Source organism: Gemmata sp. SH-PL17 (assembly GCF_001610855.1).
GTDB classification, from domain to species: domain Bacteria; phylum Planctomycetota; class Planctomycetia; order Gemmatales; family Gemmataceae; genus Gemmata; species Gemmata massiliana.
The window spans coordinates 8252189-8266579 of sequence record NZ_CP011271.1 but is presented as its reverse complement, the minus strand read 5'-3'; the positions used below and the strand labels follow the sequence as shown (position 1 = coordinate 8266579).

The window sequence follows — 14391 nt, the reverse complement described above, 5'->3', positions numbered from 1 at the left end:
TTCCCTGAAAAGGAAGGGGGAGAAAAGCAGAAGGCCGGACCTAGCCCCTCCCTTTCTAGGGGAAGGGTTGGGGAGAGGTCGTTTTCTGAACCTTCCCCACTTCAGCTTAACAGGATGCCGAGCAGTTCGGGGTGAACTCCGGGGTTCCCCGCGATGAGGTCGGGCCGATAGGGGTCGAACGGCTTGCCGTCGGTGGTGCTGAGCACGCCGCCGGCTTCGGCGATGAGGGCGGCGCCGGCCATCACGTCCCACGGGTAGTTGTCGTAGGCCCAGTATCCGTCGAACCGGCCCGACGCGACGTAAGCCATGCTGAGCGCCGTCGATCCGTTGCGGCGCAGTGATTGGGCGTGTTCGGTGAGCTTCTTCCAGGCCTCGAGGTTGCGCAGTTGCTTCTGGTAGTTCGCCGGGAACCCGGTGCTAATCATACCGTCGGTCACGCCCGGCACGGTGCTCACGCGGATCGGTTTGTCGTTCAGGAACGCGCCCAGTCCGTCCGCAGCGCTGAAGAGTTCGTTCTGGCGCGGGTCAAGGATCACGCCGACGATGGCCTTCCCCGCGTGCCACAACCCGATGGACACGCAGTACGCCGGCACGTCGTGAACGTAGTTCGCGGTGCCGTCGAGCGGGTCCACGACCCACGCTGGCGGCGCATCGCTCGGCGGGCGCACGTCTTCGGGCGACTTCCCGACGGACTCTTCTTCGCCGATGAAGACGTGATCGGGGAAGGCGCCGAGCAGAATGTCCTTCACGATCTTCTGCGACGCGGTGTCCGCGTCGGTGACGAGGTCCGCTCGGCTCTTTTCGCGGACGGAGAACTTGGTGCGCCAGCGCTCCAGTTCGGCGGCCCCGCGGCGCGCGGCCTCGATCGCAACGGACAGGTACTCGCGCAGGCGTGTGGGTTCTGTGCTCATGCGGGAATGATACACCCGGACCCCGCGCCCGTCCCGAGGGTGGAACTGGCGGGGCGAGCGCCACTTGGTTCCGGGTGAACGGTTGCGGCTCGTTACACCGAACCCGCGGGAACCAGTGTAATGCGAACGGCCTGTGGGTTGCAGCGGATTCGCAGCGGCTCCTTCCCGCTCACGCCGCGGTTCACGACCATCGCGGTTCCACCCTCCTCGAACACACCGTAGTCGAAGCGCCGACCGTATACACTCGGAACGAAGATCGACCCGATTAGCGGGACGCGAATCCCGCCGCCGTGAACGTGCCCGCATAACATCAGGTTGATGTGGTGCGCGATGCCCCAATAGAAGTTGTCCGGCGTGTGACTGAGACAGAGGCGGAACGTCCCCGTCGGTGCGCCGGTCAGGTCGGGTTCTGGCTTGAACCACGGCCCTTCGTGACCGATCGCCACACACGTTACCCCACGAACCGTGACCTCGCGCCAGCCGTTGCCGAGCACCGTGTACCCGGCCGCGGCCAGTTCCTCGCGGACGCGCTCGGGTTCGTGGTAATCGTCGTGGTTACCGAGGATGGCGAGCTTCGCCTCGGTTGCGTTCAGCCGCCCGAGCAGCGGGCGAATCCATTCGCGGTGGGCGTCCGAGTCTACGAAGTCCCCCGCGAGACACACCAGATCGGGAACAGGCCCCGCGGTCAGTTCGTCGAAGATGCGGTCGAAGTACACGCGGCTCGGCGTGCCGTGGAAGTGCAGATCGCTGACGAGCAGGATCGTGAGGCCGTCCCACGCGGGCGGCAGGTTCGGCAGTGCGAGCGTGAGGTTCGTGAGGTCGAACTTGAAGGCGCAGTTTCCGGGCACTCGTACCGCGCCCCGGTGCTTACCGTTGCCGACCAACTGCTTGCCGTATTCCGGCCACAGGTCGAGTGTGCGCGTGCCCTCTTTCACCAAGCACCGCGGCGGTTCTTGACGCGCACGCCGAACGGTGACGTACACGAACACGAGTGCGAAATAGCCGCACGCCATTACGTAGAGGTACGCGCCCGCGTGCAGCACTGCGCCTTCGTCCCAGGGGCGCGCAGAAGCATCATCGGGAGGTCCGAAGGTCGCGATGGGTCGGCTCGTCGCGAACCAGACCACGAGCGGGAACGCGAGGATGGCGACGCCAGTGAGCAGGCGCCACACCTTGAGTGGCTTTTTCGGGAGCGCCCGGCCGTACAGGTTGTTGAGCACCGCGGTCCAGATGCTCGCGTGCCCGATCCACGCCATCGCCACGGCAAATACGAACAAAATCGACATCCCAACATGCTACGGCCGACCGCGAACGACGTCCGCGCGGGGCGGAGACTCGTGTGTCGTGTGAATTTCGCGTGTAGCCCGGTCGCGGGCCAGAAGTGCTCTGCGTTTAACCCGTAACCGTTCACCGCCCACACCCACACAATAACTTGAGGCCAGTACCGCCATGAGCGGCCCGCTCTTTCACCCCCACCGCCGCGCGTTCCTCGGCGCTCTCGGTGCGTCCCTGTTCGCGTCGCCGGCCCTGTTCGCGGAACAGTTGCTCCGCACGCCGCCCCTGACGGAAGGGCCGTTCTACCCGGACAAGATCCCGCTCGACACCGACAACGACCTCATCATCATCGGCAAGAACACCACCCCGGCCGTGGGCGAGATCACGCACCTCACGGGCAAGGTGTTCGACATCAACGGGGCGCCCGTGAAGAACGCGACCGTCGAAATCTGGCAGTGCGACGCGAACGAAGTGTACCTCCACTCGTCCGACAGCACCCCGAAGGCCAAGCAGCAGGACAAGAACTTCCAGGGTTTCGGCCGCTGCACCACCACGGAGAAGGGCGAGTACCGGTTCCGCACCATCAAGCCGGTTCCGTACCCCGGGCGCCCCGCGCCGCACATTCACTTCAAGGTGAAGAAGGGGAACCGCGAGCTACTCACCAGCCAGTTCATGATCCGCGGGCACGCGGGTAACGCACGCGACGGAGTGTTTGGTGGCGTCCGCGACGTCATCGACCGCGAACTGATTCTGGTGGACTTCAAGCCGGTCAAGGAATCGAAAATCGGCGAGTTGCAGGCGTACTTCGAGATCGTGCTCGGTCTCACGCCCGACGAGAAGGATATGAACCCGCGCCGATAATCGCGCGGGACGAATCGAAATACACCACATTCATTTTCGGAGACGCACAGATGCGAATGGCAGCGCTGGCATTATTCGTGGGCGGATTGCTCGCGGTCGGTTCGTTCATCAACGCCCAACCCCCGGGCGGCGGGAAGGGCGGAAAAGGCGGTGACAAAGGGGCCAAAGGTGGTTTCGGCGGACCGGGTGGAGGACGGGCCTCCAGCGCCGAAGAGATGGTGACGCGGCTCATGGCCTTCGACAAGAACAACGACGGCAAGCTCTCCAAGGACGAGGTCACGGACGAACGGCTGAAACCGCTGTTCGACCGGGCCGACGCGAACAAACAGGGTGTCCTCACGAAAGACGAGCTGACTGCGTTCTTCACGAAGGAAATGGCCGCTCTCGGTGCGGGCGGTCCCGGTGGTCCTGGTGGAGGCGGACCGGGCGGTGGGCGCCCGGGTGGTCCCGGGGGCGGATTCGGGATGGGCGGCGGGTTCGGTCCGCCTCCGCTCGGTCAGGTCATGCCGGTGTTCCTCCAGGACCAACTGAAACTGACCGATGCTCAGAAGAAGCAACTCGAAGCGATCCAGAAGGACGTGGACGCGAAGCTCGAAAAGCTCATGACCGAAGAACAGCGGAAGACGTTCAAGGCCATGAAGGAACGCGGCCCTGGTGGTCCGGGCGGTCCCGGTGGGTTCCCGGGTGGACCGGGCGGCTTCCCCGGCGGTCCGGGTGGGCCAGGTGGCCCCGGCGGGTTCCCGGGTGGTCCCGGTGGATCGGGCGGCAACCCGCCCCCGCCGCCGGAACGGTAAAAGCGCCGAACCCCGCTCTTCATTAGGGGCGGGGTTCGATACTTTGAGGCTTCACTTCGCAGCGATTTATATCGTTCTGTTGCCCATGTGAGTGATCCGCATACCCTCTCTTCCCCTGATGTTGTGAGCGGGCTATAATCGTAGGGTCTTCACGCCCACCTCCGGAGAAAGGCCGGCTCATGGCTACGGCATCACCACTCCCGGAAGTCGTCCCCGAACAAGAGACTGAGACCAAGACGCGCCGGCAGCCGCCCTACGCGGTCATCCTGCACAACGACGACCTGAACACGATGGAGTTCGTCGTGAGTGTGCTCCGCAAGGTGTTCGGCTACACCGTCGAAAAGTGCGTGAAACTCATGCTCGACGCGCACCAGAACGGCAAAACGGCGGTGTGGATTGGGGCGATGGAAGTGGCCGAACTGAAGGCCGACCAGATCCGTTCCTGCGGCTCCGACCCGTTCGTCAAGCAGGGCGGGCACCCACTCGGTGTGAGTATCGAACCTGCGGCCTGATTTGAAGTTACATCTCCGCCGCTGAAAAAGACTCGGACACATTCGCGCTCCGTTCCCCTGATTCTTCAAAGCCCTTCTCCTGGTTCACGACTGCCGGCGAAGAAAAAGGGAAAGAAAACAGAAAAGCGCGCGAACCACCCCTCAATAGCTCGTGTCCGAGATGAGCAACCGCACCGGGGGTTCGCCCCGGTGTCCGGTCGTTGAATCTGAAAAATGGGAAAAATCGGCGAGAGTCGATTGCCAAGCGGCTCGCGGCTAGTTACTGTTACTAGTCCGTGGCCGGGCGATCCCGGCTCGCGTCGTTTTAACGTGTCCTCTAACCTAATTTCCTCTAACCGTTCGCGATGACTTCTTAATTCATCATCTGGCACGGCTCTCAACCGTGTCACAACGTCCGCGGAGGTGTGCGATGGCCCTGAACAACCTGAAGACCCTGACGATGAAGACCGCGATTGTGGCCAGCGTGAAGCTGACCGCGACGCCGGCCGATCGCCTTGGTCTGGGGTTCGCGGCTGGAGCCTATTCAGCGGACGACCTGTCCCAGGGGCAATTCCCGTTGCCCCACAATCCGGAACCTGAACAGGTCCGGGCACGACAGGAACAGTCCGCACCGCCAATGCGAAAGCAGACGCGGGTGGGCGTTCCGGACGCCGTGCCCCCGGCCGGTCGGGTCGGATGTCTTTCCCCTGGTTCCCGTGCCGTCGTCTCGTGGCCGTCCCTATCCGGTACAAGCCGGACAGAGATAGTCACAGATTCCCGGTGGGATCGCTTGACCCCAGTAAGCGTCGCCAGAAGCCGAATTAGCCGCGACTGCCAATCGCCGGCTCGGAATAGCGACAAACAAGGCTTACTGAGGAAAGTGACCCCGGCGATGACGGCCGGAAAGTGAGGTGACCACTGGCATAAACGCATCCCCGATTCGGATTGACCACGAGGGCCGGTACACCGGCTCAGATGAACAACCGTAGTCGTTGCGCGTTTACGCGATGGTCACAACCAGGACTTTTAACCTTTATCACGCTGGTCCCGGATTGGTGCGAGTGAGACCTCGTCGGGTCGCACGGTGCGCCGGTGCCACGAAGCAGACGAAGGCCCCGGGCTTTCAGTCGCTTTGTGACAAGTGCCGCCGCATGTGACGTCCCACGAACGGGTCACCTCACCCCAACCCCTGGGCAAAAGCCGCCGCGGCTTTCCCGGTTCCGGTTCCCGACGATTGTTCGCGCCGATGTCCCTTTCTCAGCAGAGGGGCGCCCGGAGCGGTCGCGGTGCAGCCTATTCGCTGCACGCACCGCAAGGGAAAGGTGCGAGTCGGTGAGCCGCTACCCAGAAGCCGCCCGGACGCGGGAACGAGCCGCCCCCTTCTCTGATCCGAGGAGGGCCGCGTTCCCGAACCGGTCGCGCGTCGCCAGCGCCGCAAAACACGGGACAAGGATCGGGACAGGAACCCAATCATGAGCTGGACCGAAATCACTGTGTTGGTTGAGCAGGCGAAGACGGGCGACCGCGAGGCTTACGGAGAACTGGTCGCCCGGTTCCAGAGCAGCGTTTACGCGATGGCGCTGAGCCGGGTGCGCGACCCGCTCGAGGCCCAGGAACTGGCCCAGGACGTGTTCGTCCACGCGATGCGGAAGTTGCCGCAGTTGCGCGACCCCCGGTGCTTCGCCGGGTGGTTGCGGCGGATCACCGCGCGGATGGCGATCAACCGGTTGACCCGGCGCGGCCCGCTCTTCGGGGCCGACACCGAGGTGCTCGACGCGGTCGAGGCCCGGACCCGGACCGCGGAGGAGCAGTTCGCGGTCGGCGAGGCCGTCGATCAGCTCAAGGAGGGGCTGGCCGAGTTGAAGCCGCTCGATCGGCAGACCCTGGAAGCGTTCTACATCCGGGGCCGGAGCCTCAAGCAGATCGCGCGGGAGTTCGCGGTCCCGACGGGCACCGTGAAGCGGCGGTTGCACGTCGCCCGGTTGCGGTTGAAGGAGGTGCTCGAGGGCATCGACCCGTCGCTGGCCGAGCGGTTCGCGACCGACGGGGCGGAGCTGGCCGCCGTGTAACGTGAGTTGAGTCGGTAACTTTCTGGCGCCCCGGGGTTGGTACCCCGGGGCGTTACATTTTAGTGCGCCGGTGTTGAAATCGAGAAAGGCGCTTTACGGCGCGAAACATTTCGCGGATGATCTTCATCATGAACGAACGCGCGGGTCGGCGAATTGGGGTAGTAGTCACATTGTGATGTCGGTTAGCCTATCCCGGTCAACTTCCCGGCCCGCGCGCGGGGAAGCGGACACTTCCCGATTGAACTGAGAGCGGCTCCCAACTTTTCGGAGGGCGACCCCATGCCCGCGGTTCGCAAGGTGCTCTGGATAGTTCCCGTTGCGCTGTCGTTCGGCCTCACCGCGCCCCCGATCGTGGGCGGGCCGCAACCCACACAAACGTCCGAGGCGAGCAAGCCGCGCCCGAGCGCCGACGTCGAGGTCAAGTACATCGACGACAGCACTATGAAGCTCAAGCTGCTCGACGAGAAGCTCGAACTGGTGACCAAGCACGGCACCCTGCGGATCGCCGTGGCCGACGTCCGGCGCATCGAGTTCGCGACCCGGCTCCCGGCGGTCACCACGGAGAAGGCCGCCACCGCGATCTCCAAACTCAATCACTCGGATTTCAAGGTGCGCGAGGCCGCGACCGAGGAACTCAAGGCACTCAAGGATCGCGCGTACCCGAGCCTTTTGAAGTCCCTCAAGCACGAAGACCCCGAGATCGCGCGCCGGGCCGAAGAGGTCGTGACGTTCATTCGCAGAAACGTGCCCGCGGCGAACCTGGAGCAGCGCGACCAGGACATCATCCACACCGAGGACTCCAAGATCGCCGGGAAGCTGACGGCCGAGTCGCTCCGCGTGGGCACGTTCCAGTTCGGTGAGCAGACCCTGAAGCTGACCGACGTGCGCCTGATCCGCACCGGCCCGGAGCCGACCGAACAGTTGGTCAACGCGCAGCCAGCGCCTCCCAGCCTGTTCAACTACGCGAACCAGTTCGGCAAGGAGTTCGTGTTCCGCATTACCGGCGCCCAGGCGCAGGTGCAGAACGGGGCGATCTGGGGGAGCGGCGTCTACACGCTCGACTCGAGTCTACAGATGGCGGTGGTCCACGCGGGGTTCGCGAAGCCGGGTGAAACTGTCGTCGTGAAGGTGCGCATCATCGTGCCGCCCCCACAGTTCGCCGGTACGACTCAGAACGGTATCACATCGGCCCCGTTCGGCCCGTTCCCGGCGGGCGCGTTCGAGTTCCTCCCGAGGTGAGTCGGGGAAGTGAGATAGTTTCGAGGGGTAACCGCTCGCCGTCATTCGGCGAGCGGGTGAGGCTGTGGACTGGCACACTACGGCAGTTCTGCGATCTCGCCCTGGGACCGTGTAGCGAGAGCGGGCAACATCCGATCGGCAGAGTACGGTGTGAATCGGACCGACCCGTCGCAAAAGGCGAAGTTGGCCCCGCCGGAGTGAAAGCTCCAGAAGTGGTGCGCGTCGCAGATGTCATCAACCTTCCCGCTCTGGAACGGGTAGGGACCATCCGGGCACCCCATTGTCGATAGCTCGTGAAAGTCCTTGTTGCTCCCCACTCCGAGTACCGCCTGCCCCGCTACGGGCGACGCCGACGGCGAATACCACCAACCGAAGAAGTAATCCGGGCTGGGGGGCCGTTCGCCAACAAGCAGCGTGTTCGATGCCCCGTCCCGGATCTCGTTAATCCGCACCTTTGAGCCTACGTAAAGCACCCCATTGGTGGGGTCGGTGCCGGCCCCGGCCACACCAAGGTAGTCGGTGAGGGCTACGAGCAGCCCGAAGCGGGTCCGGTGCGCTTCTGTCGTTCGGCTGTCGGCCGGACACATATACGTGCGAACCGGTGTGCGCAACCCCGCGTGCGGCGGAGCGAGCTGGGTAATTGGCATACTCGCGCAGTCGGAAAGCGTTTGCTGCCAGACCGAATCCTGCTCAATGTGGGGCAGCAAGTGAGTGAGCCAGCTCAGCGTGGTGAGCGGCGAACTCTTGGGGGCGTGGCCGGGCGGCAACGCCCGAGTTATCGCCTCATAGTTAAGCGCCGCCAGCGAGATTTGTTTCAGGTTGTTCGTGCAACGCACCCGCGCCGCCGCGTCCCGGACCTTCTGCACGGCGGTAAGGAGCAGGCCGATCAGCACGGCGATAATGGCGATAACAACCACGAGTTCAATTAGTGTGAACCCCGAGCGCCGGTACGTCGTCTGAAGCACGGTATCCTCCTGCTCCACGGGAAGGTGAATCAGCGCCGGGCCAGTCGTCGGAAAACGAGCATCAGGACGAAGCAGACCGCGCCGATCGCTGCCCAAAATTTCCAAGTGTAATACACAGGAACCGGCAGTGCATCGACATCACCCGGGTCCGGAATGCCGTAAGCCGGGAGGAAGAATTGATCGTCCGATACGGCTTCCTCTGGCACATCTGTGAAGTCGAGCTGCTCCCGTTGGCGCACTTCTCCGGTCTTTATGTCCGTGAAGGTGAACTTGAGAGACTTGCAGCGGAGCGGCTCGGACGGGTCGCTCAGCACACGGGTGCATTGCTCTCGATACTGGCCGCCGGTAAAAGTGAGCACCCGGTCGTAGCCCGCGATCACGTACCCGTGATTCGGGGAAAGTGTCAACGTTCCGCTGTGAGTGACCGGGTGCTTGTCATTGCCCGTTTTCACGTAGCAAACCACATCGACCAGACCGTCCGGACGAGCTTTGACAGAGTTAACCTGGAACGTTGGGTTGTTGAGGATATCGGTTAAGAGTTCCGAGATGTTATCCGCCGTGAGTGGGTGAAGGACCGTTCGTCGGCCACCCACCACCTGCCAAAAATCGGTCTCCCGGTTGGAGCGGCTGAACTTCGTCAACGTCCAGGGCGATTCTGGTCGGTTCTTTCGGATCGCAAACATGTAGTCGTCGTTCAGAACGGCTTTGTCCTCGGACGTGGTCGGCGCGCCACCTTTGCCAGAATCATACTTCTCGATGTGGATCGCGATCTTGTCCCCGGCTCGGGTCACCAGACACACTGAGTTCGTTTTTTCAATTGCCGTTTTACCTTTGGCTGTTCCGGATACGAATAGTTCCATCCGACAGCGGTAACTCACCGCGGCTCGCTCGGCAGCGGCCCATATTTTCAGCCCGTCGCGAAGGACTTTGACCGCCTCGTCTGGGGTTTTCGGGATATCGTTGGCCGCGCTTCCCGTTGCGAGTATCGCAGCGACTACGAGCGCGGAGGTTTCTCGCATCATCGTTCCCCGGTTGAGCGGCGAACACTACGAGAGACTTCCGTCGCACGGACAAATCGCACGACGTACTTTCGCCCCGCGAGACGATCGCTACTGCCCATTCTTTAGCACAATAACAGCAGAACGTTGCAAGGTATTTGCCAGATTGGGGCCGGGATGTGGAGGCGCGAAGGCGCCACTGAGTGACGTGATGAGGAAATCGTCCTCAAAGACGCAGTGAAACTGAAAAATCGAACGGGTCACTGACGGAGCGCGTCGGCGACTTCGCGCGCGAACCGGGCCGTGAACTTGTCCGCGCCGCGCTTCAGGACGTGGTGGGAATCGTAAAAGTCTTCTTCGTCGAGCCACAGCCGCGCGTCAATGACAGGCGCGCCGCACTCGCGTGCGACGTCGGCGATGTATGCGTCGAACCGGGCCAGGCCGTCGGGATTGTACCAACTCCGGAACGTCGGGCCTTCTGGCGCACGCAACAGCACGACGCGGGCACCGTGCTCGGTGATTTCGCGGATCGTGTCGCGAAACGCCCGATCCGCTCCTGGGCGCACGACCATGCTCTGCACGAAGGGGCCGTTACGTTCGAGCGCGAGTGCGGTGCGCTTCGCGCGCTCGGCCGGGGTGACGTCGGTTTCGATGATCTGGTGCCCGCCCCGCGGGTCGTGGATCTCATACCCGGTGAACGGGTCCAGAACCCGCGCGAGGTCGGATGCGCGGGTGAGTCGGTGGCGCAGGAAGTAGTAGTCGTAGTCGAGCGGCTTATCCGCGTATTGGCGCGCCAAGGAGAGGTCCGCGACCGCGAAGTGCCCGGACACGAATCGGCTGTTTTCTTTGACGAAGTACGACGGCATGATTTCGAGCGCAACGACATCGGGCCGCACGCCGTCGCGCAGAAGTCGGTGCAGGATCACGCGGTTCAGCGTCGGCCCCGCGCCCACGTGTGCGCCGTTCACCCAGTAGGTGCCGGTCGGTTCCGTCAACTGCTCGGGGCGAAACGCCCACACCGTGCGCGAACTCCCCAGAAGCACACCGAGCGGCCGGTCCGGGTGCTCGACCGCGGCGCTACGCATGAGCCGCAGCCGGGCGTGGTAGTCGGTATCGGTGATCTCGGGAACGACGGTTTCGGCAAGCGCCCAAACACCCAACAACGTCAGCACGAACGCGGGCGGGAACAGGATCACCGCGTGCCGCGACAGGGTCCGGGCGCGCGGCGGGTTCGGCACGACAGCGCGAGCTTCTTGGGTCTGGCGCTGGAGTGGAATCTGAGACTCGTGCGACAAGAAGAAATACATGTTTCGGTACACCGGACCGCTGTTTCGTTGGGTATCGCCGTCGCGATCTTACCGCGAGGCGAGCGCCGGTCCGAACAGCGCCCGGCGGAGTGTATCACCGAGTGGCTCCGGGCATCAACAGCGGTTACGAGCCGGTCGGGGTCGCGTCCGGTTCCTTGTCGCGGAAGACCGGCAACTCGCGCACCGTTTCCTTCGCGGTGGCGTCCATTTCCGCCTCCGGTTCCGGGAGCAGTACCGGGGCTGCCCGGCGCCGGCCCAGCCACGCCGCGATGCGTTTCCCGCGAGCGAGCATGTCGTCCCAGATCGAGTACGCGACCGGCGTGACTAGCAGCGAGAGCAACAGCGAGAGCAACTGGCCGCCGAGGATGACCTTCGCCATGCTCGCCCGCGCGCCCGCACCGGGACCGCTCCCGGTCGCGATCGGGATCATCGCGGCCACGAGCATCACCGTCGTCATCAGGATCGGCCGGAACCGGGCCTCGTTTGCTTTGAGAATGGCCTCGTTGCGGGGCAGCCCCTTCGCGATCAGCACGTTCGTGTAGTCCACCTGCAAGATCCCGTTCTTCTTCACGATGCCGAACAGCATGAACAGCCCGATCATCGCGTACACGTCGAGCGGCGTGCGGAGCAGCATGAGCGAGATCAGCGCGAACGGCAGCGTGAGCGGTACCGCCATAAGGATCGTGATGGGGTGGATGACGCTCTCGAACTGCGCCGCGAGGATCATGTACATGAAGACGAACGCGAGCATGAACGCGAGCAGGAAGTTCGAGTTCGAGTCGGCCATGAGCTTCGCTTCGCCGAGGAACTCGTACCGGTACTCGGGCGGCATGTCGAGTTCCTGCACGTAGGCCTGCACCTCCGGGAGCGCGTCGCCGAGGGCCACGCCCGGCGCGAAGTTGCACTGCACCCCGATCTGGCGCTGCCGGTTGTAGCGCTCGATGGTCGCCGGGCCTTTCTCGTCGGCCAGCTTCGCGAACGTGCGCAGTTCGATCAGTTCGCCCTTCGTGTCGGGTACCATGAGGGCGTCGATCGCCGTGGACCGGTCGCGGCTCGGCAGTGCGGCGCGGAGCCACACGTCGTACTGGTCCGCACCCTCCTTGTACTTCGTCACCGGCTCACCACCGACCAGCAGCCCCAGCGCGGTTGCGACGCCCTGCACGTTCACGCGCTGGTCGGCGGCGCGCTGGCGGTCGATTCGCACCTGGAGCTCGGGGTTACGACCCGCGGCGTTCGTGTCCACGTCCGTGAACTTCGGGTTCGTTTTCATCTTCTTCATGATCTGCGCCGCGAATTCGTCGAGTTTCGCGCCGTCCGGACCGCGGATGCTCAGGTCGAGTTGCGCATTCTTGAACGCACTGGAACTGATGAGCTTCACGTCCTGAACCGACGTGCGCAGGTCCGGGTAGTCTGCCATCAGCACGCGGGCGTCGGCCATCGCGTCGCGCTGGCCGAACTCGCGCTCGCGCAGGTCGGTCATGCGGCAGTAGATGTTCACCTGAGTCACGTCGCCCTGACCCTTCGGGGCGCGGCCGTCGGTCGGGCCGATCACGGTGAATACGTTCGTCACCCCGCGCACGGTCTTCAGCCGGGACTCGACCTCGGCGAGCTGCGTTTCGGCCGATTTGAGGGTCGTTCCTTCCTTCAGAATGATGGAGACCTCGAACTCGCTCTGGTCGTCCTTCGGGACGAAGTCCGTGCCCACGATCATGAACAATACCGGGGTGCTGAGGAACGTGACGATCGTGGCGAGCACGACCACCCACCGGTGTCGCAGCGACCATGCGAGGATGCCCACATAAGCCCGCGTGAGCAACCCGGACGAGTGGGGGTGCTCAGAACCTAACCCCCCGGCCCCCTTCCCTGAAAAGGAAGGGGGAGAATGAGAAGCCTTGTCGTTTTCTAGCCCCTCTCCCCTTGGGGGAGGGGTTGGGGAGGGGTTCTTTAAAGGCTTCAGTACCCACGCGCAGAGCATCGGCGTGAGAGTGAAGCTGACGGCCATGCTCATCAGGATCGCGAACGCGACCACGAACCCGAAACTGTTGAAGAACCGCCCAACCTGCCCGGACATGAACGCGATCGGGGCGAAGATCACTACCAGCGAGAGCGTCGTCGCGATCACAGCGAGCGAGATTTCTTTGGTAGCCAGGCTCGCGGCCTCCCAGCCGCTCGATCCCTCTTCTTCCATGTGCCGGAACACGTTCTCCAGCACCACCACCGCGTCGTCGATCACGATCCCGACCGCGAGGATGAGGCCCAGGAGGGTCATGTTGTTGAGGCTGAAGCCCATCACGTCCATGAACGCGAACGTGCCGACGATGCTGGTCGGCACCGCGGTCGCGGCGATGAGCGTCGCGCGCCAGTCGCGCAGGAAGATGAAGATGGTGCCGACCACGAGGAACGCCGCGAGCACGAGGTGGAATTTCACCTCCTCGATCGACCCCTTAATGAACTTCGACTGGTCGCGGATGATCTCGGTTTTGATGTCGGCCGGGAGCGTCGGTTGGATCTTCGCGAGTCGCGCCTTGACCGCGTCGGCCACGGCCACCGTGTTCCCGCCGGACTGTTTCTGAATGATGAGGCTGACCGCGACGTTGCCGTCCAACCGCGACTTCCCGCGCGGCTCCTCCACGCTGTCGGTGACCGTGGCCACGTCCTTCACGCGGATCGAGTATTTCAGCCCGTCGACTCCGGTGCGCGTTTCGATGATGACGTCTTCAAAGTCCGCGGGCTTCTGGATGCGCCCGACGGTGCGCAGCCCGAACTCGGTCAGGCCACTGTCGACCTTACCTCCGGGCAGTTCCAGGTTCTGCGCCGCGAGCGCCTTCCGCACGTCTTCGGCCGAGAGCTTGTGGGCGCGGAGCCGGTCCGGTTTGAGCACGACGTTCACCGCGCGCTGCTCGCCGCCCACGAGCACCACCGCGCCGACGCCGGTCACCGCTTCCAGGTCTTCTTTGATCTGCTTCTTGGCGATCTCAGTGACCTCGCGCAGTTTGCGCCCGGACCCACCGGAGACCACCACTGTGACCACCGGGGCCGCGTCGAGGTTGAACTTCTCGACCACGGGCGGGTCGGTGCCGAAGGGCAACCGGGGCAAGAGCGTCGACACCTTGTCGCGCACATCCTGTGCGGCGATGTCGCCGTTCCGCTCCAGTTTGAACCCGATCACGACGCTGGACACGCCCTCGCGCGTGGTGCTGCGCAGTTCGTCGATACCGGAAACGGTGTTCACCGCTTCCTCGACCTGGCGCGTCACACTCGATTCCATTTCCTCGACGCCCGCGCCGCGCAGCGTGGTCGTCACCACGACCACGGGCACGTCCACGTTCGGGAACAGTTCGACGCCGAGCCGGGTGTACGACGCCAGACCGAGCACCACCGGCCCGAGAACGAGCATGGTGGTGAACACCGGCCGGCGGATGCAGATGTCCCAGATGGTCATTGCAGATGTCTCATAAGAAGACCCGGAATGGCCAGAAAA

The 14391-nt window shown here is 63.8% G+C and carries 11 protein-coding genes; 5 read left to right on the top strand and 6 right to left on the bottom strand.

From position 1 onward, the window contains the following. Positions 1-101: 101 nt before the first annotated feature. Positions 102-911 (bottom strand): inositol monophosphatase family protein, encoded by an 810-nt coding sequence (locus VT84_RS34415; RefSeq protein ID WP_082842727.1) that lies wholly within the window; start codon positions 909-911, stop codon positions 102-104. A gap of 92 nt (positions 912-1003) precedes the next feature. After that, positions 1004-2197 (bottom strand): metallophosphoesterase, encoded by a 1194-nt coding sequence (locus tag VT84_RS34410; protein ID WP_082842726.1) that lies wholly within the window; start codon positions 2195-2197, stop codon positions 1004-1006. A gap of 163 nt (positions 2198-2360) precedes the next feature. On the opposite strand from VT84_RS34410, the gene VT84_RS34405 reads away from it, so the two are divergent. The 5 genes from VT84_RS34405 (at position 2361) to VT84_RS34385 (ending at position 7640) form a co-directional block, all read left to right on the top strand. Continuing rightward, the gene (locus VT84_RS34405) at positions 2361-3047 is read left to right on the top strand and encodes a protocatechuate 3,4-dioxygenase (protein ID WP_082842725.1); all 687 of its coding nucleotides are present in this window, start codon (positions 2361-2363) and stop codon (positions 3045-3047) included. A gap of 50 nt (positions 3048-3097) precedes the next feature. After that, on the top strand, positions 3098-3841 hold the full coding sequence (locus VT84_RS41875) for a Spy/CpxP family protein refolding chaperone (RefSeq protein ID WP_204249681.1): 744 nt from the start codon (positions 3098-3100) through the stop codon (positions 3839-3841). Between the two features lie 179 nt (positions 3842-4020). Beyond that, positions 4021-4353, top strand: a complete 333-nt coding sequence (locus tag VT84_RS34395; RefSeq protein ID WP_082842724.1) for an ATP-dependent Clp protease adaptor ClpS — start codon at positions 4021-4023, stop codon at positions 4351-4353. A 1451-nt stretch (positions 4354-5804) separates the two neighbouring features. Next, entirely contained in the window at positions 5805-6401 is a 597-nt protein-coding gene (locus tag VT84_RS34390; protein WP_052550617.1) for an RNA polymerase sigma factor, read from the top strand. Between the two features lie 279 nt (positions 6402-6680). Beyond that, a complete protein-coding gene (locus VT84_RS34385) occupies positions 6681-7640 on the top strand; it encodes an LCCL domain-containing protein (protein WP_082842723.1) in 960 nt (319 codons plus the stop codon). Between the two features lie 77 nt (positions 7641-7717). On the opposite strand, the gene VT84_RS34380 is transcribed toward VT84_RS34385, so the two are convergent. The 4 genes from VT84_RS34380 to VT84_RS34365 all read right to left on the bottom strand — a co-directional run bounded on the left by VT84_RS34380 (position 7718) and on the right by VT84_RS34365 (position 14352). Beyond that, positions 7718-8605 carry a DUF1559 domain-containing protein gene (locus VT84_RS34380; RefSeq protein ID WP_162271947.1) on the bottom strand — a complete coding sequence of 296 codons (888 nt, stop codon included), beginning with the start codon at positions 8603-8605 and terminating at the stop codon, positions 7718-7720. A 29-nt stretch (positions 8606-8634) separates the two neighbouring features. After that, entirely contained in the window at positions 8635-9627 is a 993-nt protein-coding gene (locus VT84_RS39240) for a hypothetical protein (RefSeq protein WP_157470164.1), read from the bottom strand. Positions 9628-9863: 236 nt separating this feature from the next. Further along, the gene (locus VT84_RS34370; RefSeq protein ID WP_157470162.1) at positions 9864-10910 is read right to left on the bottom strand and encodes a hypothetical protein; all 1047 of its coding nucleotides are present in this window, start codon (positions 10908-10910) and stop codon (positions 9864-9866) included. A gap of 124 nt (positions 10911-11034) precedes the next feature. Beyond that, positions 11035-14352 (bottom strand): efflux RND transporter permease subunit, encoded by a 3318-nt coding sequence (locus VT84_RS34365; RefSeq protein WP_082842719.1) that lies wholly within the window; start codon positions 14350-14352, stop codon positions 11035-11037. Positions 14353-14391: the final 39 nt, after the last annotated feature.

Excerpts from the sequence above, each read along its gene's own strand:
- VT84_RS34415 (WP_082842727.1), bottom strand. The coding sequence starts at position 911 with ATGAGCACAGAACCCACACGCCTGCGCGAGTACCTGTCCGTTGCGATC.
- VT84_RS34410 (WP_082842726.1), bottom strand. The coding sequence starts at position 2,197 with ATGTCGATTTTGTTCGTATTTGCCGTGGCGATGGCGTGGATCGGGCAC.
- VT84_RS34405 (WP_082842725.1), top strand. The coding sequence starts at position 2,361 with ATGAGCGGCCCGCTCTTTCACCCCCACCGCCGCGCGTTCCTCGGCGCT.
- VT84_RS41875 (WP_204249681.1), top strand. The coding sequence starts at position 3,098 with ATGCGAATGGCAGCGCTGGCATTATTCGTGGGCGGATTGCTCGCGGTC.
- VT84_RS34395 (WP_082842724.1), top strand. The coding sequence starts at position 4,021 with ATGGCTACGGCATCACCACTCCCGGAAGTCGTCCCCGAACAAGAGACT.
- VT84_RS34390 (WP_052550617.1), top strand. The coding sequence starts at position 5,805 with ATGAGCTGGACCGAAATCACTGTGTTGGTTGAGCAGGCGAAGACGGGC.
- VT84_RS34385 (WP_082842723.1), top strand. The coding sequence starts at position 6,681 with ATGCCCGCGGTTCGCAAGGTGCTCTGGATAGTTCCCGTTGCGCTGTCG.
- VT84_RS39240 (WP_157470164.1), bottom strand. The coding sequence starts at position 9,627 with ATGATGCGAGAAACCTCCGCGCTCGTAGTCGCTGCGATACTCGCAACG.
- VT84_RS34370 (WP_157470162.1), bottom strand. The coding sequence starts at position 10,910 with ATGTATTTCTTCTTGTCGCACGAGTCTCAGATTCCACTCCAGCGCCAG.
- VT84_RS34365 (WP_082842719.1), bottom strand. The coding sequence starts at position 14,352 with ATGACCATCTGGGACATCTGCATCCGCCGGCCGGTGTTCACCACCATG.